At 51.5% G+C, this 22,523-nt stretch carries 24 protein-coding genes; 2 read left to right on the top strand and 22 right to left on the bottom strand.

All coding sequences use genetic code 11. The features are described from left to right. Positions 1–4: 4 nt before the first annotated feature. From C508_RS0102385 to kduI, 16 genes are all read right to left on the bottom strand, one after another. Entirely contained in the window at positions 5–310 is a 306-nt protein-coding gene (locus tag C508_RS0102385) for a hypothetical protein (RefSeq protein WP_018701938.1), read from the bottom strand. A 216-nt stretch (positions 311–526) separates the two neighbouring features. Continuing rightward, positions 527–973, bottom strand: a complete 447-nt coding sequence (locus C508_RS0102380; RefSeq protein ID WP_018701937.1) for a DUF350 domain-containing protein — start codon at positions 971–973, stop codon at positions 527–529. Positions 974–975: 2 nt separating this feature from the next. Beyond that, positions 976–2,193 carry a glutathionylspermidine synthase family protein gene (locus C508_RS0102375; protein WP_018701936.1) on the bottom strand — a complete coding sequence of 406 codons (1,218 nt, stop codon included), beginning with the start codon at positions 2,191–2,193 and terminating at the stop codon, positions 976–978. Then, complete coding sequence (locus C508_RS0102370; RefSeq protein ID WP_018701935.1) at positions 2,193–2,501, bottom strand: hypothetical protein; 309 nt, start codon at positions 2,499–2,501, stop codon at positions 2,193–2,195. Before C508_RS0102370 ends, C508_RS0102375 begins: the two co-directional genes overlap by 1 nt. After that, the gene (locus C508_RS0102365; RefSeq protein ID WP_018701934.1) at positions 2,498–2,950 is read right to left on the bottom strand and encodes a hypothetical protein; all 453 of its coding nucleotides are present in this window, start codon (positions 2,948–2,950) and stop codon (positions 2,498–2,500) included. The genes C508_RS0102370 and C508_RS0102365 overlap by 4 nt, the downstream gene beginning before the upstream one ends. A 19-nt stretch (positions 2,951–2,969) precedes the next feature. Next, positions 2,970–4,025: a hypothetical protein gene (locus tag C508_RS0102360; protein WP_018701933.1), complete on the bottom strand. Its 1,056-nt coding sequence runs from the start codon at positions 4,023–4,025 to the stop codon at positions 2,970–2,972. Positions 4,026–4,293: 268 nt separating this feature from the next. Then, entirely contained in the window at positions 4,294–4,560 is a 267-nt protein-coding gene (locus C508_RS0102355; protein WP_018701932.1) for a hypothetical protein, read from the bottom strand. A 208-nt stretch (positions 4,561–4,768) separates the two neighbouring features. Then, the gene (gene pap / locus C508_RS0102350) at positions 4,769–6,253 is read right to left on the bottom strand and encodes a polyphosphate:AMP phosphotransferase (RefSeq protein ID WP_018701931.1); all 1,485 of its coding nucleotides are present in this window, start codon (positions 6,251–6,253) and stop codon (positions 4,769–4,771) included. Between the two features lie 88 nt (positions 6,254–6,341). Next, positions 6,342–8,900, bottom strand: a complete 2,559-nt coding sequence (locus C508_RS0102345; protein ID WP_018701930.1) for a cation-translocating P-type ATPase — start codon at positions 8,898–8,900, stop codon at positions 6,342–6,344. Between the two features lie 301 nt (positions 8,901–9,201). After that, positions 9,202–9,843, bottom strand: a complete 642-nt coding sequence (locus tag C508_RS0102340; protein ID WP_018701929.1) for a bifunctional 2-keto-4-hydroxyglutarate aldolase/2-keto-3-deoxy-6-phosphogluconate aldolase — start codon at positions 9,841–9,843, stop codon at positions 9,202–9,204. A gap of 73 nt (positions 9,844–9,916) precedes the next feature. Continuing rightward, positions 9,917–10,960: a LacI family DNA-binding transcriptional regulator gene (locus C508_RS0102335; RefSeq protein ID WP_018701928.1), complete on the bottom strand. Its 1,044-nt coding sequence runs from the start codon at positions 10,958–10,960 to the stop codon at positions 9,917–9,919. A gap of 187 nt (positions 10,961–11,147) precedes the next feature. Next, positions 11,148–12,119: a sugar kinase gene (locus C508_RS0102330; RefSeq protein ID WP_018701927.1), complete on the bottom strand. Its 972-nt coding sequence runs from the start codon at positions 12,117–12,119 to the stop codon at positions 11,148–11,150. 34 nt (positions 12,120–12,153) lie between these two features. After that, the gene (kdgT, locus tag C508_RS0102325) at positions 12,154–13,137 is read right to left on the bottom strand and encodes a 2-keto-3-deoxygluconate transporter (protein ID WP_018701926.1); all 984 of its coding nucleotides are present in this window, start codon (positions 13,135–13,137) and stop codon (positions 12,154–12,156) included. Positions 13,138–13,350: 213 nt separating this feature from the next. Beyond that, entirely contained in the window at positions 13,351–14,106 is a 756-nt protein-coding gene (locus C508_RS0102320) for a sugar phosphate isomerase/epimerase family protein (RefSeq protein WP_018701925.1), read from the bottom strand. Positions 14,107–14,284: 178 nt separating this feature from the next. Next, complete coding sequence (gene kduD / locus C508_RS0102315; RefSeq protein WP_018701924.1) at positions 14,285–15,040, bottom strand: 2-dehydro-3-deoxy-D-gluconate 5-dehydrogenase KduD; 756 nt, start codon at positions 15,038–15,040, stop codon at positions 14,285–14,287. Positions 15,041–15,063: 23 nt separating this feature from the next. Beyond that, complete coding sequence (gene kduI, locus C508_RS0102310) at positions 15,064–15,891, bottom strand: 5-dehydro-4-deoxy-D-glucuronate isomerase (RefSeq protein WP_018701923.1); 828 nt, start codon at positions 15,889–15,891, stop codon at positions 15,064–15,066. Between the two features lie 286 nt (positions 15,892–16,177). Here kduI and C508_RS0102305 point away from each other — a divergent pair, with 286 nt between their 5' ends. Both C508_RS0102305 and C508_RS0102300 read left to right on the top strand, forming a co-directional pair. Beyond that, on the top strand, positions 16,178–16,951 hold the full coding sequence (locus C508_RS0102305) for an IclR family transcriptional regulator (RefSeq protein WP_018701922.1): 774 nt from the start codon (positions 16,178–16,180) through the stop codon (positions 16,949–16,951). Positions 16,952–17,179: 228 nt separating this feature from the next. Next, a complete protein-coding gene (locus tag C508_RS0102300) occupies positions 17,180–17,482 on the top strand; it encodes a zinc-ribbon domain containing protein (RefSeq protein ID WP_018701921.1) in 303 nt (100 codons plus the stop codon). A gap of 290 nt (positions 17,483–17,772) precedes the next feature. On the opposite strand, the gene C508_RS0102290 is transcribed toward C508_RS0102300, so the two are convergent. The 6 genes from C508_RS0102290 to buk are packed head-to-tail and all read right to left on the bottom strand — an operon-like array spanning position 17,773 to position 22,350. After that, on the bottom strand, positions 17,773–18,312 hold the full coding sequence (locus C508_RS0102290) for a 2-oxoacid:ferredoxin oxidoreductase subunit gamma family protein (protein ID WP_018701919.1): 540 nt from the start codon (positions 18,310–18,312) through the stop codon (positions 17,773–17,775). Continuing rightward, a complete protein-coding gene (locus C508_RS0102285; protein ID WP_018701918.1) occupies positions 18,309–19,061 on the bottom strand; it encodes a thiamine pyrophosphate-dependent enzyme in 753 nt (250 codons plus the stop codon). The genes C508_RS0102290 and C508_RS0102285 overlap by 4 nt, the downstream gene beginning before the upstream one ends. A gap of 4 nt (positions 19,062–19,065) precedes the next feature. After that, positions 19,066–20,136 (bottom strand): 3-methyl-2-oxobutanoate dehydrogenase subunit VorB, encoded by a 1,071-nt coding sequence (gene vorB, locus C508_RS17630; RefSeq protein WP_018701917.1) that lies wholly within the window; start codon positions 20,134–20,136, stop codon positions 19,066–19,068. 12 nt (positions 20,137–20,148) lie between these two features. Further along, entirely contained in the window at positions 20,149–20,352 is a 204-nt protein-coding gene (locus C508_RS0102275; protein WP_018701916.1) for a 4Fe-4S dicluster domain-containing protein, read from the bottom strand. Positions 20,353–20,354: 2 nt separating this feature from the next. Then, positions 20,355–21,260, bottom strand: coding sequence for a phosphate acyltransferase (locus C508_RS0102270; RefSeq protein ID WP_018701915.1), 906 nt, complete (start codon positions 21,258–21,260; stop codon positions 20,355–20,357). Between the two features lie 25 nt (positions 21,261–21,285). Then, positions 21,286–22,350 carry a butyrate kinase gene (buk, locus tag C508_RS0102265; protein ID WP_018701914.1) on the bottom strand — a complete coding sequence of 355 codons (1,065 nt, stop codon included), beginning with the start codon at positions 22,348–22,350 and terminating at the stop codon, positions 21,286–21,288. Positions 22,351–22,523: the final 173 nt, after the last annotated feature.

Here is a 22,523-nt window from a genome sequence, read left to right as displayed (position 1 = left end):
CCGCTTAGCCTTTGCCTGGAAGCACCGTCAACGTAATGCTGTTACCCGCTCGTTTCACCTGCAGATGATACTCTTGCACGCCCTCTTTATATAACTCCAGCTTAATGGCCACTAACGCTTTTTCCAGCTCTTCCCTCGTCTTTACAGGCAAAAACGATTCACTTTCCGCGTTTTTACTTCCTTTGCGCCCTACCGCCGGTCTCGGCTGCGGCGTAGATTCGCCCAACCATTGGTGCTCAAAAGAACGCTCCTCTACATACCCTTGAAACATATCCGAATCACTACGGTTTTTTTGAATTTTACGTCCCATATTATCCATCCTCCAACTTCTAATTAAAACAACTCATCTGCCAATCAAATTTCGAGGAGATGACACTTGAGCGAACGCTTCGTCAGGGCGAGGATTTTTCCGTCAGACGCGAAAGAAAACGCAGGCAGAGCGGCGCTCTGCCGAGGCTTTCTGACAAAGACTGACGCAAAAAAGACCATTCTGACTAAGTATGTGAGCCAAGCATCATTTCCTCGCTTAATAGCTGATCAATGCCGCCAAAAGCAATCCCGCCGCCACACTGAGACGGGCTGAAAAAATCCCCACCGCCACGTTGCCTTTGGGAATTTCCTGCGCCACCCGGTATGGAGTGATTCTTTCAAAAAGATTGGCCACGAGCACCTGGCTGACAATACCCACAGCGCCCCAAAAGAGTAAATCCCAAATATGCACGGAATGAAAAATAGCGGAAGCCAAGACCAACGTAAGTCCCAACAGTTTGCCGCCCAAGTCGTGCGCCGCCGCTTCCGCCGCCCGTCCGGCCATCCCGTCTTGCGCGCCATTGTGCAATAGTTCGCCTTCCTTATAAGGAGTCAGCCTGGCAAAAAGCCAAACGCCGATTCCCAAAAGCGGCAGCGCCACCGCAAGGTATAGCAGAAAATTTACGACATGAGGTATTTGCCCCTGCATGTTTAACATCATCATCCTCATCCCTCCTCGCTCAAATACACCGGCGTCATCCAAGCTTGGTCGTCAGTAATGGCTGCGCCCAGACGCACCAACAAGCCTGCGAAAGAGCCGCCCGCCACAAAGACGCCCCAAAGGCGCCGGCCTTCCTGCAAGCCCTTCTCCGTCATCACTTGCATACGTTCCAGTTCCACCGCTTGCTGATAGATAGCAGCTCCATGCCAGCCGCCGCGACTTCCCGCAAGCAGACTCCCGTCCGCCGCATGCAGCGTCACGCCGCCGCCTTCTCTTCCCCACAGAGGTTTTCGTACATACGAAACTTTTCCTAAAAACACATTCTGACGGTAAGTAGGCAGCATATAGGTCTGCACCAATTGCCGCTCCTGCTTCGTCAAAAACTCTTCCGCCTCATATAACTGCCATATAAGAGCCTGCAACGCTTTGGATTGACCAAGGGCTGCCAAGGGCGGATTTACCGCCAAGAGTTTCTTGGCGGCCACTAACTCCAGCACGCGCTTCCCTGTCGGAAACCCGTCGACAGCGCATTCTTTCACCATAATCTCCCATGGATGAAGACGAAACCAACAGCCAATCTCCCCCGAAACCAAGGAAGTCAAAGACTCCCTTTCATAGCGCAGCTCTTCCAGCGGTACAAACAAGCCTTCTGCCGCCAGAGATTGCCAGTATTTCATCGTACCGGCATCTTCGCTATGGCTTCCTAAAGCGCTGAACGCAGCCGCACCGGCCAAACCAGCGCGGTGCGCTATATATAGCGATTCGGCAATGGCTTGACGCAGCAGTTCTTCGCCGGCGGCATTTGGATTTTTTCGCCCTTCGCAAGCGCAAATCTTTCCATTCACCGCCAAGGCTTCCACTACGCCGCTGGGTGTATCGCAGTTATATTCCAACACTTTCCAGCCCGCAACAGTTTGAACAAAATCAAAACGACCCAAGGCCGTAAGCCAAGGCAGCTGCAACCCCTCACGCACCGCTTCTTGCATACCGGCTGGCAAGCCCAGCCAGCGCAACAGCCGCACATCTCCCTGCGAAACGATCAAAGCCACTTTATGCCACAAGGCGGCTAAGCCTTCCGCCGCCGCCTGCAGTTCCTGACATTGCTGCGAAAAAACAGGCGTCCCGGAGGCTAACGCATACTCTTCTCCGTCAATCTTTTCCCAGGAAAACAGATCCCGCAACGGCCCATACCAGCGTTCGCGACGGACCGCATAGCTCTCCATCAGCCACCTCCCGAGGAAGCGCTCTGACTGCCTATTCCACCCTTGCCTTGAGAAATACCGGAAGTCGCCGCGCCATCACCGGAAACGCCGCCACTTCCGCCGCCGGAGCCAAAATAACGAGAACCTCCGTAAATATACGGCGCCGGCGCTACGCCGCCTTGTCGCTGCCCCCCTGAAGTCGTTCCGGACTCCACTAATTCATCGTCATCTCCCGGCGCCTCTTTTGCCTGCTGCGTCGACGACGAACAGCCTCCTGCCGCCAAAGAAGCCGCGATAAAAAGCCCGACTACCCAATGACGTTTCTTCATGCGCCCTCCTTCACCTTCTCCATATAATACACATAGGCCCGACGATCTTCATCCAACTCCGCCGATACCTTCAACCACTCCTCGCCTTGGTACATTCGGTAGTCAGCCAACAGCTGCAGGTGCAGCTCTTCATAGGTCAAAAAAGACAATACCAATTGCCGCTGCGCCGAAAGCAAACCGTTACCGCAAACGGCAAGCTCTAAAGGTAAACCAGCCGTCTTGGTTTCCACCGTTGGCCAAACAACCCGCCCCTTAGCGTCTGGCTGCACATAAATCACAAAGCAATCGGGTTCTATGGCGCAGGATGTGCGCTCATACGCCGTGCTTTCCTTGACAAAGCGATCACAAATAAAGCGGGCCGCCACTTCACCCTGCGAAATGCTTTCATACGCATATAGTACTGGATAGTTTTTCGCTTCATCCAGTAAACGATACTCTAAACGCGCCATACTGTCTCCCTTTCCAAACTCACTCTTCTACCGACGGCGGCAAGCGTTTACAAAGCCAGCCTGGCAAACTCCCTAATAGCTGCGCCCGCCAGCGAGCCGCCTTGCGTTGATACAGCCAGCCGGCCCCTACGCACAGCACGCCTAACGCACTCAGCACCAGCGGAAAATACAATGAATCCGCAAACACTTCATACGCCAAGTACCCTAAGTATCCTACATAACCCACAGCGCCTGTCACCACAAAGATAGAACGTTGGAAAAGCGGCGCTAACAGCAGAAATACACTTGCCGCTACCAGCGTCGTCCAGCGCGGCCAGCCAGCCAATCCCCACCAGCTTAGAACATACAAACCAGCAGCTAAAGAAGCTCCGCTCGCCAAATACAGCCAGCACGCCATATCCGGGCCATTGCGACGCCAACGCCCGCGATCCGCCTCTACAGCCAAGATAAAGAGCAAGCACCCCAGCCACGTATTCGCCCACGCATCAGAAATCCACGGCACAAACCAATGCCAAAGAGGCACTAAATCCTGCACCATCATCCACAAAGAAATAACGAAAGGCGCTAGTAAAAAAGGAAAGGGAACCACCCGAGCCACCAATAAAGAGAGTATCGCGGTCGCCCCTTCCATCCAGAGGCGATGCTGCGGCACTAGGCTGTAAAAACCGCCGGCAGCCATCAAGGTCAGCTGCGCCTCCCAATAGCCGGTATATTTCAAAAAGCCGTATACCGCTAAAGGAGTCATGCACACAGCCGTCGTTACAGCCAGCCCTCCCGGCAGCCGCCCGCCGCGGCGGCCTCGCAACAATAAGCCGCCCACAAGAAAAATAAAACCATATAAAATGGCTGTGCATAACAGCACCAGCCCGCTTAATTCCAGCCACGCCTTAGTCAAAAACCAGCCCATAGCGCCCATAACCAAAAGCACACCCAAATAATACGCCAAGTGAGACAGACTTAAACGCGGCTCATCCTCTTTCTGCTCCTGCCATAGCTGCCACAATTCTTCCGCCTGCACTCTATTCAAAATACCGCTGCGCACAGCTGCATCTATATCTTTTTTTTCAATCCGCACACGCTACACCTCCAAATAAATTCATTTCGCCACAACGCCTCTACATTCCTGCGGAAATACGGATTTTCTAGAAGGCAAGAACGAAACAAAGAGATATAATTTTGATTCCTAAAACCCTTTCGCGTTTTTCGCGTCTTTCGCGGTTCATTTGTAAATTCCGGAATATCACAAAAGCCCGCACCCCTTAAGGGATACGGACTTTTACAATCTTTAATCTCTCTTATAGATAGCAGAGGAACTGCCGACACAATCAGCAGTTCCTCTGTTGTTAGAATCGGTCCAGTTGTTCCAATCCTGCCCGAATCCGGTCTTTCAAGTCACTTTCTTCTGCTGCAAAGCCAGCATCTTCCGGTTGAATATACATCAGAGAGTCCCGGATCTCATCCAACAGATCATAGGCGCTTTCATGCAAAAGAAGTTCGCCTTCGTGCTCTGTTAAATACAAATCAAAATCCTCCGAAAAAGCTTCCAGCTCCATTTCACCCTCGACATAGCGATGGCACAGCGCCAGTAATTGTCTCAATTCGTCGTTCATACTCACCCTCCTCAATGCATCATCATACAGGGAAGGCCTGCAAAAAGGAAGGGCCGCCAGCTATGATCTAACGGCGACAAACGCCGAATTTCATCACAGCAATAAACTATCTTTGTCGGAGAGGATACCGCTCTGCGTCACGCTTTCGCGCAAGTCTTTTCTAGCTCCCAGAAAGTTGCAAAAAGAAATTTTTCCGCAACCTAGTTAATTAGTGCTTCCGCAAAGCCGCCACAACCGTTTCCAGCACCTTTAAACGCGCATAATTTTTAGAGTTGGCCTCCACCAGCGTCCACGGCGCCTTGACTGTGCTAGTGCGAAACAACATTTCATCCACGGCTTGGCGATACGTTTGCCACTTCTCCCGGTTGCGCCAATCCTCCGGCGTAATCTTCCACTGCTTATAGGCATTTTCTTGGCGCTCTTGAAAGCGTCGCAACTGCTCATCCTGGTCAATATGCAGCCAAAACTTGATCAGCACGCCGCCTGCCAACGCCAATTGTTCTTCCATTTCATTAATTTCATGATAGGCGCGCTTCCATTCTTCCTGCTGACAAAATCCTTCTACACGCTCTACCAAAACCCGTCCATACCAAGAGCGGTCAAAAATAGCAATCTCTCCAGCCTTCGGAAATTCCCTCCAAAAACGCCACAAGTAATGATGCCGCCGTTCCAGATCATTGGGCGCGCCAATAGGAACCACTCCATAGCCGCGGGGATCCAGCTTTTGCGTCAGCCTCCGAATGCAGCCGCCCTTGCCGGCAGCATCCCAGCCCTCAAAAACAATCACCGTCGGCACATGCTTGGCAAACAGCGAATACTGCAACGTCCGCAGCTCTTCTTGCAGGGCATTCGTGCGTTTTTTATAGTCCCCTTCCGACACATGCAACGTCAAATCCGCCTTATCTAAAATGGAAGTATCCAAATCATGCATCACCGCAGCATCTTGGCGCTCAGGCGGCTCCGAGACAACCGCCTTTCGTCGCGGTTTTTGCAACGCCGCATCTAACGCGCCCACTACTTGATTGTATATTTTCAGAGCCGCAAAGCGCTGATCCTCCGCCTCCACCAACGTCCAGGGCGCATGCGAAAAATCGGTTTTTTCCAGCATCTCTTCAATGGCCACGCCCAGCTCGTCATAATGGGCATGCTGCCAATGATCCGATTCATGAAGACGCCAAAGATTGGCATTGTTTTTTCCCATATTTTTAAACCGTTTTTTTTGCTCGTCTTTGCTGATATGCAGAAAGAATTTAAGCACCAACGTGCCATGGTCGGCAATCTGTTTTTCAAAGGAATTGATCTGCTGATACCCTTGCTGCCAATGATGCCGATTGCCCTCATCCAGTACGCGATCCGTCAAAACGGCCCGATACCAGGAACGATCAAAAATAGCAATACGCCCGTCCGCCGGCAGCCGCACCCAGTAACGACGCAAAAATGGTCGTGCTTTTTCTTCCAAAGTTGGCTCATCCATGGCAAAAACGCTAAAACCGCGCGGATCTAAGGCTTGCAGCACTTCATTAATTAAGCGCCCCTTGCCGGAAGCGCTCCAGCCTTCAAAAACAATGACTACCGGCAATTCTTGATCCTTGGCCTGCCGCTGCAGTTCCCCCAGACGCAATCGTAGCTCGGCCATTTTTTCGCTATAGACGTCTTTGGCTATTTTTTTGCTCAAATCCAATTTCTCCAGCATGCCGTCCCTCCTGCTCTTTCTGCTATTTTAGTTAGTTTCTTCTATTCGCTTTCATCCAGCAAATGCCTGCTTTATTCCCCAGTTTCATCTACAGCTTCGTTTCGCAGGGCCTCTGCCTCCAACTCCACCAGCGGCGTAACAATCCGGAAAAGCCAACACTAATCACGCCAGCAAATAGGCAAAGCAACAAATCGCTGGCATGGATCGGTACAAAATGAAACAGTTCCTGCAACGCGGGCGTAAACAGGACTATCCCCAACAACAACAGCGTACCGGCCACCATCCATCCTAACGTGTTGTTCTTCCCATGTGTTTCCAACAGCCGCCCTTGCAAAGAGCGATTGCTGAAAATCAAGGCTAAATTGCAAAATACCAATGCCACAAACGTCAACGTCCGAGCCTCTTCTACAGCGCGTCCCAACCACAAAACCACCTGAAAAAGCCCTAGCAACGAAAGGAGCACCCCCGCCCCCTGCAGCAGCCCGCTTCCCAACATATCCCGATTGAGCAAAGATGCCTCCGTCGCCCGAGGCGGTCGCTGCATCACATTTTCCTCTGACGCTTCCGCCTCAAAAACGATGGCGCAAGCCGGGTCAATAATCATTTCCAAAAAAGCCACATGCGCCGGAAAGAGCACCGAAGTCCCTTCCAAAAACAGCGGGGCCAAAGACAAGCCTGCAATAGGCACATGAATAGCCAAAATATAAGTCATGGCTTTGCATAAATTGTCGAAAATGCGACGCCCCATGGCCACAGCGCCCACAATGGACGTAAAATTATCATCCAGCAAAACCAGCGAGGCGGCCTCTCTCGCCACGTCCGTTCCCCTACCTCCCATGGCTACGCCGATATGAGCCGCTTTTAGGGCCGGCGCGTCATTCACGCCGTCGCCGGTCATCGCCACCACTTCGCCCTGAGACTGCAGCGCCCGAACCAGTCGTAGCTTTTGCGCCGGAACTAAGCGTGCAAAGACCTGCGTTCGCTGCACCGCCGCCATTAGTTCCGCTTCATTCATAGCAGCTACTTGCGCGCCGTTAAGCACCTCCGGATTCTTCGCCAGCCCTGCCTGAAGAGCAATGTTCTTGGCAGTTCCCGCATAATCGCCTGTCATCATAATGACCCTCACCCCCGCCTGGCGGCACTGCGCCACCGCCTCCGGCACGCCTGAGCGAAGAGGATCATGTAAGCCCACCAGTCCCACAAACGTCAAAGTAAAGTTTTTTGCCAGTTCCGGCAGTTCTTTCTCCTCCCAAAGAGCGTTCGCTATCGCCAGCAGGCGCATGCCGTCATCAGCCATGCGCTCCGCCGCCGCCTGAATCTCTTGACGCTCGTCTTCCGTCAGCGAGCACGCCGCCAGCACCGCTTCGGGAGCGCCCTTACAGGCCACTACTTTCCGTCCGGCATCATCCAGCCAAACCTGCGTCACCGCCAAAAACTCCGCCGCCAAAGGATACTCCCGGCAAAGCTCCCAGTTTTCGTGCCAATGTTCTGTTGCTGGCAGCCACTTCTCTCCCAAACGGCGAAACGCTAGTTCCATAGGGTCCACCGGATCCAGCCGGCTTGCCAAAACGCCGTATTCTACAGCTTCGTGTACCGCTTCCGGCAGCGGCTGCGTTTCATCTCGCAGCGTAACTACCTCTCCTGCCGCATACACCGCTTGTACAGACATGCGATTTTGCGTTAGCGTGCCTGTTTTGTCCACGCAAAGAACGCTGGCAGAACCCAGCGTTTCGATTGCAGCCATCCTTCTGGCCAAAACTTGCCGTTTCGACATGCGCCATGCGCCAAAAGCCAAAAACACCGTCATTACTACGGGAAATTCCTCCGGCAACATGGCCATGGCCAAAGTAATGCCAGCTAAAATGCCCCGCAGCCATTCATCCCAGAAAAAACCAAAAGCCAGCACCATGACCAGACATAGAGAAATCCCGACAAAGCTAAGCACTACTACAAGCCTCGATACTTCCAGCTCCAATGGCGTTTTAGACACCGTTACCTCTTGCAGGGATTGACCAATGCGCCCCATCTCAGAGCGCCCGCCTGTCGCCAAAATCTCCAGAGCGCCGCGCCCCTGAATAACCAGGGTTCCCGCATAAGCGCAAGACCGCTGCTCTTCGCCCGCGCAAGGAGCTCCATCCGCCTCCGTCCAAGGCTTCTTATCGACCGGCACGGCTTCCCCGGTAAGCAGGCTTTCATCGATAAGCAAATGCGTCGCCGCCAGCAGTTTGCCGTCAGCCGGCACGCGATCTCCTTCGGTCAAAAGTACTACATCGCCGCGCACCACTTCTCGCCCGGCAATGCGCACAGCCTGCCCGTCGCGCAGCACCAGCGCACGAGGACTTGAAAGGTCCCGCAGACGTCCCAACGCTTGTTCCGTCCGCCGCTCTTGATGCAGCGTAATCCCCATAACCAACGCCACAAATCCTAACAATAGCATGGCCTCTCGCGAATCGCCCAGGCACAGGTAAATCAAGCCGCCGCCCAAAAGCATTAAGAACATTGGCTGCTTAACTACTTCAAAAGCAATCGCTCCCAAGGTCCTCTCGCGCTCCGCCGGCAATTCGTTAGACCCTTCTGTAGCCAAACGATTTGCCGCTTCCGCCGTCGTCAAACCGTATCCTTCTACTTCATTCCAGGCGTCTCGCATAAGCCTAGCCCCCTTAGAAAACCGCTCTGTTTCTCTTAAGGCGTAATTTCGCTTTTTCCTAAATAATCCCTTTAAAATTAAAGAAGAATGCGAAGATTGAACAAGAGTCGCGGGAGTCAAGGGAGGGTTCGACTGAGGATTACGGAATTTAACAGTATGCCGCCGTTTATACAGAGGCTCCTAGGCTTAAAAAACCTTTCGCGTCTTTCGTGAGTCTCACTGTTCGTTATCAACGTCCATTCAATGTATTATTCAACAAAAAAGGCGGCAAGCTTTCGCTCACCGCCTTTGATATACGCTTTTAGCCCCGCGCTTCGCGGATGGCTGCCAGGAATCTTTTAGCTGTCGCCGTAATGGCTTCATAATCGCCGGTTTTAGCGCCGCCGGTCAGACTGCCGCCAGCCCCAACCGCCACCGCTCCGGCGTGAATCCATTCACCGACATTTTCTACGGTCACGCCGCCCGTAGGCATTAGTTGCGCCTGTGGCACCGGTCCGTGAAAGGCTTTAATGATCTTAGGCCCAAAGAGTTCGCCCGGGAAAACCTTGATAATATCAGCGCCCAGTTCCAAAGCGCTAACAACATCCTTCAAGGTAGACACGCCAGGCATGACAGGCACGCGATAACGGTTACACAAGCGTATGGTTTCCGCATTCAGACTTGGCGTTACTACATATTGAGCGCCGCTAAGAATGGCAATGCGAGCTGTTTCCGGGTCCAGCACGCTGCCCACGCCCAGCACCACTTCGCCGTTACCGTACACTTTCGCCAACTCTTCCACCACATGATGTGCGCCAGGAACGGTGAAGGTAATTTCAATCCCTACCACTCCGCCAGCAATGCAGGCGTCGGTAATGCGCTTGGCTTCTTCGCCGCTAGCCGCCCGCACAACTGCTACCAAACCGCCTTCGGTTACTCTACGCAGTACCTCTTCTTTTTTCATATTGATTCTACCTCATTTCCATTCATCTACCGATTCCGTGTACCGATTTCTACTCTAAAAGGAAAGGGGGGTGTTACAGCTTTGAAGACCCCCGCAAGATAAGCTTATTCGGCAATTCAAAAATTTTCGGTTTGGCCTTGCCGCCGCGCTGAATGCGCAAAAGCAGCCGTTCCACACTTTTCGCGCCCACATCGTACGAAGGCTGGGCAATTGTCGTAATGCCAGGCCCCACCAAACTGGTCCAAGACCAATCGTCAAAGCCTCCAATGCCAACATCTTCCGGAATTCGTAGTCCCAATTCTTTTATGACGTGCAGCAAACTAAGCATAGCCACGCCATTGGCAGTAAAAATAAACTTTGTCTCTTCGCCATTACGCTGTAGAAAATCAAGAACCTGTTCCTTTACCGCTTCGGGCTGTGAAATTTCGACGGCATATTCCTGCGGAGCTTGTTTCCAAATCCCGTCGCACATTTGCCTGTACGCCTTACGCCGAATTAAGCGCGGGCCGACATTTCCTACCGGCTGGGAGAAGAATCCCACTTTACTAAAGCCCTGTTCTGTTACATACGTCAATAAATCCAAAGTGGCCTGAAAGTCATTCGTTTTTACAATATCAAAAATAACCGGCTCAATCGCCCTGTCCACTAAAACCATCGGTACCCGACGATCCGCCATTTCCTGCAAAAACTCATTGTTATTACAGGTAGTATTCAGAATTAAGCCATCCACCTGTTGATCCAGCATGGACAAAATATATTCTTTTTCTCGCACCGGATCATTATCCATGTTTGCAATCATCACATGGTAGCCCGCCGCCGCACAAGCATCGCCAATGCCCTTAACCAAAATAGAAGAAAAAGGATTGCTGATATCCGCCATGATTACGCCAATCAAACGGCTGCGGCTGGATTTAAGGCTGCGCGCTAAATTGTTGGGACGATAATTCAGTTCCTCAATCACCGCCGCAATGCGATCCTTCAATTCCGCCGACATAAATTCGAACTTGCCGTTCAAATATCTGGAAATGGTTGTTTTAGAACAACCAGCCCGTAGCGCCACATCGGCAATAGTCACATTTGCGCGTACTTTTTCATTTGTCTTTTCTTTTTCGATCATGAAACCCTCAACCCATCTTTAGGAAACCGCCGCCACAGCAGTCCTTTAGTAAACTTCAGCCAGTACATAAGACTATATTGTTTCATTTTACCGCATCGGTTTATGGGCTGTCTAGAGAGTCACAATTCATTTCATGCATATAATAGGAAAGAAAAGGGAGACGCCCTGACGGGAATCCCCCTTCTCTTCAATCACCGGCAGCGGCGGATAATTGTCTTGACGCTTTTTCCATATAGGATGCAAGGCCGTCTCGATCCGGCAAACCGTCATTATCGCCAGGCGACATGACTGCCAACGCGCCGATGGCTGCGCCGCGCCGCACTGCATCCTGCGGAGCTAAGCCTTCCAACAAGCCGCTAACAACGCCTACGGCAAAACCGTCTCCGGCGCCAACCGTATCCACTACCTTCGCCACCGGGAATGCGGGCGTATAAAACGCCGTTTCCCCGTTAAAGCTGGCATACGCTCCTTTAGTGCCCAATTTAATGACTACCTTAGGCACTCCTTGGCGATGATAAAACGCCGCCATGGCTTCGGGCGTCTCTTGACCGGTCAATTGCCGCGCTTCCGAAATTCCGGGGAAAACGATATCCGCCTGGAAAGAAAGTTCGTTAATAACCCGCACCATCTCCGTCTTATCCGGCCACAACCCAGGCCGCAGATTCGGATCATAGGAAATGGAAAGGCCTTGCTTCTTAGCCTCTTGCAAAAGAGCGCCCAGCAGTTCGCGACAACCTGCGGACAACGCCGGAGGAATACCGGTTAAATGCATGTGGTTGTATTTTCCCCACTGCACTGTCTGCACTAAGGATGCATCCATCTTCGAGGCGGCCGAACCGCGCCGCAACGAATACACCTCCGGATCGCCAACGGCCACTTTTTCCTTCCACTGCATACCGGTAAATTCACCGGGAAGCAGCCGAATTAAACTGGTGTCTACACCGTTTTCTTTCAAAAAGTGCACAATACCGCGGCCAAAAGGGTCCTCCCCTGCCTGGCTCAAGTACGTTACCGTATGTCCCAGCCGCGTCATGCCAATGGAAAAATTGACTTCCGCGCCGGCAACAAAACGGAGAAACCGTTCCGCCACATCCAGCGAGCCTGTTTTTTCTGATACAAACAAGGCCATAGCCTCGCCAACGGTCAAAATATTGCTCATTGTTTTACCCCCATACCCCGGAATCCGTACCTACTTAAGCTCCTTTAGCCAAAGAGCCGTTACCCTCGCCGCCGGAAGCGGAACGCTTGCTCCACCAAGCCGTTAACATCGGCACCAACACAGAAGTGACAATAACCGAAGTTGCCACCAGCGCCGTTGCCGCCGGAGCAATAGCTGCAAATTCCGGTTTCATCGTAGCAATAATCACTGGATTGGACACAGCCGCTCCAGCAGTACTGGATGCGGCAATCCCAGCTGTGCCGTTGCCGCCGCCAATAAATTTGTCCGCCAGAATGAGCGGAATACCGGTAATGATAATAACCACTACGCCAAGGCCGATACCCAAGAAGCCGGTCTTGCCGATAACAAACAAATCAATCGTGTTCCCCAAGGCAAATGCGAAGAAAGGAATCATCGTCTGGGTCGCCTGACCAAAGAATTCACGCAGTTCCGTATCCAAATTGCCCAATACAAAGCCAATCAAGAAGGGCAGCACAGCACCAACAAACAACTGTGGTTCAAAGCTGGCCGCACCCGAACTGCCCAGAATAATCATCGAAACCAACGGCCCCGATTCGATGGACATCAGCACGAAAGCGCCTGCTTCATCATCGCTGCCATACTGCTTCATCAATGCTGCATACAATCCGCCATTGGTCATATCCATGGCCGCTACAAGCGCCAAAGTGGAAAGTCCTGCAAAGAAGCCTTTCGTAATGCCTTCTACCGGCAGCATGTTCACGGCTATCATCGCTACAACCCAGGCTACAGCAATTTTTGTCAAAACCAAGGTGCCCGATTTACGCAGCACCGTACCGGTCGCACGCACATCAATGCCAGCGCCCATGCAAAAGAACCAAACGGCCAAAATCGGCACCGTACCCGTAATTAAACCGTTAGTAAAAGAGCCAAAGTACTTTCCGGCTCCCGGAAAGAAGGTATGGCACAACGCCCCCAGGAACAAAGGAACCAGCATTAAACCACCAGGAATTCGATCAACCGCTTGTTTGATTTTCATATGATTTCATCCTTTCTTAACTCATCTCTCTGCCAAAAAGGACCTTTCTAGTGTACCGTTTTAGTGTACCGGTTTGCAAGATAAAAAAATAAAAAACGATTGCCTCTTTTTTTCAAATACTCCTTTCTCACAAATAATAAAGCCGCCTACGAAACCGGTTTCTTAAATTTATGTCTCTATTTTAATCGATAAATTCAAATTTGTCTAATAGTTTTATGTTAAATTTTTCACTTTTTTGAGCATAGCCGTTACCCGCTCATCAACAGGCGCTGCACAAGGAAACTCCAAGGCCACAGGTACGTCTTGAGGCAACAATTCCAGGGCGCTTCTCCAATCAATGCTGCCGTCATCCAATTCCCGTACTTGCGGACCTGCCGCAGTCATCGCCACATCTTTCAAATGAATGTAACGAACGAACGGCGCCAGCTTAACCGCATTATACAAAGGCTCCTGTCCCACCCAAACAAAATTCCCTACATCATAAGTCGCATAGACCGATGCGCCGCAAGCTCGGCAAGCTTCCAGCAAGCCCAGCAGTACTTCGATACGGCCATTAGCCTCGGACTGATCTCCTTCTACAGTCAATAAAATATCTTCATTTTCTTTAACCAAGACGGTTAATGTTTTCATTTCTTCTTTGTTTGCTGCTGCAAAATCTCCTACGGCGAACTTGACCCGCGTTGCCCCCATCTGCCGCGCTTCAGCGTAGACGTTGCGCAGCAACGTTTCATCCAAACGTCCTGCTGCAAAAAGCGGTAACGGAATCGAATAAAATAATTCCAGTCCGTTTTCTTTAGCCCCTTGAGCCAGTTCAGGCAGCTCTGCGGACAGATCTTGAATCCACTCACGACGAACTTCGGCGGCCTGCGCCTGCGCTTTCGCAACGCGCGGCAGCAGTTCAGCCTGTTTAGCGCCTTCTTTGACCAAGTCGGCATAAACCAGTAAGTTAACAACCAGTTTTCTTGACACTCGGCATCTCTCCTTTGTGATTTTAAATACGGAACACATGGTAACAGAGTAAAATCACGGGAAAACGGAACAGTAACAAGAGTATAAGGAGTAAAGGGAGTAAAGGGAGGGCTCGCCTGAGGGTTAGAACAAGATCTACAGGCAGCAAAAAAGCCGCTTTCGCGGCTTTTTTTAGGTTTTACCGTGCCAGCCAGCCACCGTCAACCGCTACGGTATAGCCGCTTACATAGTCGGATGCTGCTGAAGCGAGGAATACCACCGGACCGGCGAGATCTTCCGGCGTGCCCCATCGTCCTGCGGGGATACGGCCGACGATTTCCGCATTGCGCGCTTCGTCCGCCCGCAGCGCTGCGGTGTTAGCCGTAGCCATGTAACCGGGAGCGATGGCGTTAACATTGATATTGTACTTGGCCCATTCATTGGCCATCAAGCGAGTTACGCCCATGACGCCGCTTTTGCTGGCCGTATAAGAGGGAACGCGGATGCCGCCTTGGAAGGAAAGCATCGAGGCAACGCTGATGATTTTTCCGCCATGACCTTGTTTAATCATCTGCTTGGCCACTGCCTGGGAGAAAAAGAAGACGGTTTTGATGTTGATATTCATAACGTCGTCCCAATCTTTTTCCGTAAAATCCACAGCGTCAGCGCGACGAATAATACCGGCGTTATTTACCAAAATATCGACTTTGCCGAAAGTTTCTACCACTTTGTCCACAACGCCCTGAATCGGTTCAATGCTCATCAAGTTAGCGTCAATTCCTAAGAAACGGCGTCCCAACGCTTTTACCTTGCTTTCGGTTTCACTGTGATCGCCAATGCCTACGCTGACGATATCTGCGCCGGCTTGCGCCAAACCTACAGCCATCCCTTGTCCCAAACCAGTTACCCCTCCGGTAACAATTGCTACTTTTCCCTGCAAATCAAACATACTCATTCTTTTCGCTCCTTTTCAAATTCTTAGCGGATATCCTGCATAGCTACGCCGTCCATGTCGTCAAAGGTCTGGTTTTCTCCAGCCATCGCCCAGATGAAGGTGTAATTATGAGTGGCCACTCCGGAATGAATGGACCAGCTCGGCGAAATAATTGCTTCTTCATTATGCATCACTACATGACGTGTTTCCGTAGGCTGCCCCATAAAGTGGAAAACCACGGCATCTTCCGGAACCTGGAAGTATAAATACACTTCCATACGACGTTCATGAGTATGACAAGGCATGCTGTTCCACATATTTCCCGGTTCTAATGCCGTCATGCCCATAACCAATTGACAGCTTTGCACTCCTTGGGGATGAATGTACTTGTAAATATTGCGATCATTGGAGTTCGTTAATGCACCTAAATGATTGGGAACAATGTCTTTGCGCTCAATTTTTACAGTCGGATACGTTTTATGCGCTGGGCTGCTGGTAAAATAAAATTTGGCGGGATTTTTTGCATCGTCGCTTGAAAAAACTACATCCTTAGCACCCATGCCTACATATAGACCGTCCGTAAACTGCAAAGCATACTCGGTTCCGTCTACAGTGACCTTTCCTGCGCCGCCAATGTTGATAACCCCTAATTCGCGACGCTCCAGGAAATAATCCACGCCCAAGCCTTTCCCTGCCTCTAATTTCTGAGGTGCCACAGGCACAACCCCTCCGGTAATCATACGATCTACATGACTGTAGACCATTTTGCAGACATTCACTTGAAACAAGTCCTGAATCAAGAACTCTTTCCGCAATTCTTCCGTTGTGTACCGTTTCACATCCTCTGGATGACCGCTATAACGTACTTCCATTCTCTAGTTCCCCCTTTTCGTCTCACGATACGACTTGCAGTATCATTTTTCAAGGTCATTATACTGCTCTCAAAATGCTCTGACAATACTGTTTTATCGTTCTTATTAATTATTTTCACATTGTGAGACAATTGTTTCACAATATGTGTTTAGGCTTATGTGTCTCGACATTACTTACCAACCTTGTTATTCCTCGCTTATACGCCGTTTTTTTAGTTTGCCTTTTGGTCTGATTTGCTTTAGCATAGGAATCATATAAAATGATCATTTCACGAGGTGAAACACTATGGCAACAAGCGGCGGAAGCTTATCCGTTCAATCCCTGCACCGCGCCTTAACAATATTAGAAACCGTCGGCAATCATCCCACGCCGATTACGTTGCGCCAACTGACGGAGAAAACCGAACTCCCCAAGCCCACTGTCTATCGATTGCTGCGTAATCTGGAGGACCGCAAATACGTCTCCTGCGACAGCAACGGCCATTACCGCCTAGGAACGCAATTCCTCACACTCAGTCGCTGGGCGGAGCGCGACTTTGAAATCAAACAGCTCGCCCGTAAGCATTTGGAATATCTGAACGAGTTAAGCAAGGAAACCGTACATCTTGCTATTTTAGATCAACAACGGGTGCTGTATATCGACACAGTAGAAAGTCCTCATGCTTTGCGTCTGGTAGCCAAACTAGGCTCTACCAATTCTGTTCACTGCACGGCGCTAGGCAAAGCGCTGCTCATTCATTATCCGGATGTAAAAATCAAAGAGATTTTAGAAAAGCACGGTATGGAACGACGCACGGCTTACACTTTAACAACGCCGGAGTCCTATTTGCAAGAAATGGCTCAAGTACGTCGCTGCGGCTACGCTCTGGACGATCGGGAAAGCGAACTAGACGGGCGCTGCATCGGCGCGCCGATTTTCGACCAAAATGGTCATGCCGTGGCCGCCATCAGTATTTCCGGCTTATCCACCCGTTTTTCGCGAGAACATATTGAAAATAACATTGTCGCCCCCTTACTGGAGCGCACGGCTCTCTTATCCAAAATCCTGGGTCATACCTGAAAAACCTTGAAAATACTGGCTTAAAGAGCTTTAAATTCAACTCACTTTGTAAAGAAGCAAAAATCTCCTCATTTCTTTCAAAAATATTCTTTACATTTTTCTCCCTCCATAGTATATTTAAGTAGCCCACTAATAGATCGTTAAAACGTCATGGCCTCTTTCAAATCGAGAAGCTTAATGATTGATTTGCTAACTATTAGGGTAATTGATTTGAGGAGGTCTTCACAAATGGAAGACAAAAACCTGACTTGCCGCGATTGCGGCGTAGAGTTCGTATTCACCGCATCCGAGCAAGAATTTTATGCTCAAAAAGGCTTCACCAATGAGCCAGGCCGTTGCCCCGAATGCCGCGCTGCTCGCAAACAGCAGAACAACCGTGGTGGTTTCGGCGGCGGTGCTCGTCAACAGCGCGAAATGTTCGACGTAACTTGCGCGTCTTGTGGCGTAGAAACCCAAGTTCCTTTCCGTCCGAGCAATGACCGTCCGGTTTATTGCCGCGACTGCTTCCAGAAAAACAATCCCCGCTACTAAGAGCAATCAAAAAGCTCCTGCTTATGCAGGAGCTTTTTTTTATTCCTTTTTTAGGAACCAATGATTTATTCATCACTCCGGCAGAACGGATTTTTTTCCACCAGACTTTGTCAGAAAGACTCGGCAGAGCGCTGCTATTCCTGCATTTTCTTCCTCGCCTGGCGAAAAACCATCTCGCCCTGCCGGAGCATTCATTAAATCATTGCCTCCTTATCTTCTCTTACTATTCCGTTACCCGCGTCCTCATTCGAACCCTCTGGTTCTCCGATTCTCCTGTTCAACCCTCGTTCCTAGCTCCGCCCCGCTAACCCTTGCTGGACCGCCTTCATGTTGAGGTCGAACATCTCCGGTTTTTTCTTGCCGACCACCGCCTGAACCGCTTTGGACACCGATGCTTCGTCCACCAGTTGCAGCTTGGACAGCAGCGCTCCCAAGCACACCATGTTGGCCAACGCCGGTCGTCCCAGATCGTAAGCCAAATCGGTCGCAGGCACCTCAACCAATTCGATATCCTCGCGCCGTTTAGCAGAGGTATCGATAATGGATGAATTGACCACCAAGGCCCCGCCAGGACGAATACGTCCCAAAAACGCTTCATAGGAAGGCTGATTAAGCACAATCCCCGCGTCAGCCTGTTCAATCACTGGCGAATGAATTTCAGCCGAGGAAACAATGACCGAACAATTGGCCGTGCCGCCGCGCATTTCCGGACCGTACGAAGGAATCCAACAGATCTCTTGCTCATCCAGCATACCTGCATACGCCAAAATCTTACCGACAAACATAACGCCTTGGCCGCCAAAACCGGCCAGTAAGATTTTATCCATCATAGCTCCGCCACCCCCTCGGCCATTTTCAATTCGCCCATTTCATAGACAGGCAGCATGTTCTGCCGCAGCCATTCCAGGCTGTCTTTCGGAGACAATCCCCAATTGGTCGGGCAAGTAGATAGAATACTGACAAAGGAGAAGCCCAAACCGGCCTGTTGTACCTTAAAGGCCCGACGAATCACTTCTTTCGCCTTGCGAATATTTTGCGGCGAATCCACCGATACCGCCGCTACATAGGCAGCGCCCGAAAGGGCCGCCATCACTTTTGGCAAATCAATCGGTTCGCCCACAACCGAAGCGTCTCTCCCTTTGGGGCTCGTAGTCGTAATTTGCCCGTCCAGCGTCGTCGGGGCCATCTGGCCGCCAGTCATGCCGAACACGGCGTTGTTCACCATAATGGAAGTAATCTTTTCCCCCCGCGCCGCAACATGAATGGCGTGGCTTGTGCCAATAGCCGCGATATCTCCGTCCCCTTGGTACGTAAAGACCATCTGTTCCGGCTTGGAACGTTTAATCCCGGTAGCTACCGCCTGCGCCCGCCCGTGAGCGGCGCCGACAAAATCGCAGCTGAAAAAGTCCAGAGAGAAGCCCGCACAGCCCACTGGCGCTACACCGATGGTATCGCCGACAATATCCAGTTCTTCCAGTACTTCGCCGATCAGACGATGAATAATGCCATGCGTACATCCAGGGCAGTAATGAAAGGGCAATTCCGTCAAGCCCTGGGGTCTGCCAAATACTCTTTCCATATCGTTAGGCCTCCTTCCGAAGTTCCGGCATGAAGGTGCGCATAAAATGCTGCAGCACTTCGTTTTCCGACGGCAGCATGCCGCCTTGGCGGCTATACAGTTCAACAGGCATAGCGCAAGACACCGCCAGCTTTACGTCCTCGATCATTTGTCCGGCATTAAGTTCCAGCGTCATAATCCCTTTTATCTTACCGGCTAAACCGTCGAACGCTTTTTGAGGAAACGGCCAAAGCGTAATCGGCCGGATCAGACCCAGCTTTACGCCCTGCTGCCGCGCCGCCAGCACCACGCTTTTCGCAATACGTCCGCAAGTGCCATACCCGACAATCAAATAGTCTGCATCGTCCGTGCAAAAAGCTTCCCAGCGCTGCTCCTTCTCCGCAATGGCGGTAAACTTTTCCTGCCAGCGCAAGCAGTTCGCTTCTCCCGCTTCATTCGTCAAGCTGTAGCTGACAAGCTTCCGTTTTTCCCGCCCTCGGCAACCGCCGACCGCCCAATCCTTCGGAGGCAGCTCCTTAGTCTGATACGGATGACAAGCCACAGGCTCCATCATCTGCCCTAAAAATCCGTCACCCATCACCAACACCGGCGTACGGTATTTATCGGCCAAATCAAAGGCCTCCATGGTCAAATCATACATTTCCTGCCCTTTGGACGGCGCCAGCACGATCAGGCGATAATCGCCATGGCCGCCCCCTTTAGTGCACTGGAAATAGTCAGCCTGCGAAGGGCCCAATCCGCCCAAGCCTGGGCCGGCGCGATTAATATTAACTACAACAACCGGCAGCTCCGTCGCCGCCAAATACGAAAGTCCTTCCTGCTTCAAGCTGAAACCGGGGCTGGAAGAAGCCGTCATAACCCGCGTTCCCGTAGCCGCAGCGCCATAACACATATTGATGGAGGCCACCTCGTCTTCGCCCTGCAACACCAGACCGCCTGCCTCCGGCAAATGCTTCGACAAATATTCCACAATTTCCGTGGAAGGCGTAATGGGGTATCCAAAAAACAGCTTGCATCCCGCTCGAATGGCTGCTTCCGCTATAGCTTCATTGCCTTTAATGAGTCTCTTCTCCATGTTCGCCGCCTCCTACCGATAGATTTCAATTGCAATATCCGGACACATCGTGGCGCATAGGCCGCAGCCGACACAGGCCTCCGGCTTTACTGGCGTCACAGGAAAATACCCTTTGGCATTGGTCTTCTCCCCTTGCGCCAAAACTTGCTTGGGACACGCCTCAATACATAAACCGCAACTTTTACAGTATTCCGGAAGCACCACAATTTTTGCCATACTCAATTCCCCCTTCTCGCAGCCAAACAGGCCAAACAAATGGAATGCAGCTTTCCTTCCGGCGTTTCCGCACGGGATGTCAGTACAATAGGATGCGTCGCTCCCAGCACCAGTCCCGCCATCTGCGCGCCTGCATAATATAAAAGCGATTTTCCCAGCACATTGCCGGTTTCGATATTAGGCATCAGGAATAAGTCCACTTGTCCGGATATATGACTGGTAATGCCTTTATGATGAGCCGCTTCCGGATTGAGAGCCACATCCAGAGCGATCGGCCCTTCTATGACGCACGGTGAAAATTCTCCCGCCGCAGCCGCCGCCACTAAAGCTTGCGCGTCTACGGTAGCTTGCATCTTCGGATGCACTTGCTCATTAGCTGTCAGAACCGCTACTTTAGGTTTCGCCAACCCCAGCGCCCGCAGCGCCGCCAAGGCGTTTTTCAAAATTCCCTTTTTCGTCTCCAGATCCGGCGCAATGTTCATGCCTCCATCGGTATGGTATAAAAGCCGATTCTCTCCAGGCACTTCGAACACCGCTAAATGGCTAAGCAAGCTGCCGCTGCGCAGTCCCTGCTCCGGATGCAGCACCGCCTTGAGAAAATCACTGGTATTAAGCATGCCTTTCATCACGACTTGCGCCTGACCTTGCCGTACTAAAGACACCGCTTTTAACGCCGCTTGCGCCGGATCTTTCTCATCAATAAGCGTCGTATCCGCAGGCAAGCCCACTTCCTGCAACAACGGTCTGATTTCCGCAGCATCTCCCACTAAGACGGCTTTCGCAATACCTGTATCCTGAGCCAGCTTCAGCGCTTGCAACACGTCTTTATCCTGCGCCACCGCCACCGCTACCGTTTGCGCCCCTGACTTTTTAGCTTCCGCCAAGGCGTGAGCAAAGTTTTCAAGCATGGTTTTTCCTCCTTAACCGCCGCTTTTATTCGTAACAGCGCGCTTCCTCTTCCCCGCGCAACACTCGCAAAGCGCCCAACGCCAGCGACTCTAGTTCTTCTTCGCCGGGTACTACATATACCGGCGCAATGAACTCCACCCGCCGACGGATGTCCGCCACAATGGCTTCTGAATAAGCAATACCGCCGGTAAGGGCAATGGCGTCCACCTGGCCCTCCAGCACGGCTGCCATAGCGCCAATATCTTTTGCGATCTGATAGGGAAGAGCCTCCAGAACCAGCGCAGCTTGCTCGTCCCCTGCTTCCGCCATTTTTTTCGCTTCCCGCACATCCTTCGTCCCCAAGTACGAATACATACCGCCTTGGTTGGTCACCTTAGCCCGCATTTCCGCCTCGCTATAGCGACCGCTATAGCACAGACGCACCAATTGATTCGCAGGCAGCGTACCGCAGCGATCCGGCGAAAACGGCCCCTCGTCCATTGCATTGTTCACATCAATCGTCCGCCCATAGCGCTGGGCCGATACGGAAACGCCCGTCCCCAAATGGGCCACAATCAAACGAACTTCCCCGTATTCCCTTCCGAGAAGAGACGCCACCTTCCGCCCTACAGCCTTGCTGTTCAGTGCATGCGACAGGCTCACCCTCGGCAGCTCCGCCAAACCGGATATACGCGCCACCGGCTCTAACTCGTCCACAGATACCGGATCAACAATATACGCCGGTATGCCAAGTTTCTCCGCTAGATCCTGCGCCATAGCCGCGCCAAGATTAGAAGCGTGCTCTCCTCGCTGCGCCTGCTGCAAATCCGCCAGCATCGCTTCGTTGACCGCATAAGTTCCGCCCAAAAGAGGCTTGAGCAACCCGCCGCGAGCCACCACCGCCTGCAGTTGTTCCAAGGAAAAGCCATTTTGTTCTAACATATCCACGATCAGCTTCAACCGATACCCATGCTGCGAAAACACGGTCGCAAAATGCGCCAAGTCTTCCGCCTTGTGCTCTACGGTCTCTTTGAAACAAAGCGTTTCCCCTTGAAACAAGGCAAATTTAGTAGATGTCGCTCCTGGATTGATTGCTAAAATATGCTCCATACGCCCTCCTCGTTCCACTCATCGGAACACTGTTCCTTTTTTCTTGTAAAAAGAAAGCGCTTTTAGAATGCAATCTAAGAACGCTTTTCTTATTGTCAGAATTAACTTGTCTATATTGTAGCAGAGCCGTCAGAGAATCTCAATCCCCAAAATACTTTTTGTGGAAGAGATAA

Origin of the sequence: Anaeromusa acidaminophila DSM 3853, from assembly GCF_000374545.1 — a bacterium.
In the GTDB taxonomy this organism is placed as follows: Bacteria; Bacillota; Negativicutes; order Anaeromusales; family Anaeromusaceae; genus Anaeromusa; species Anaeromusa acidaminophila.
This window is presented reverse-complemented; position numbering and strand designations above follow the sequence as displayed.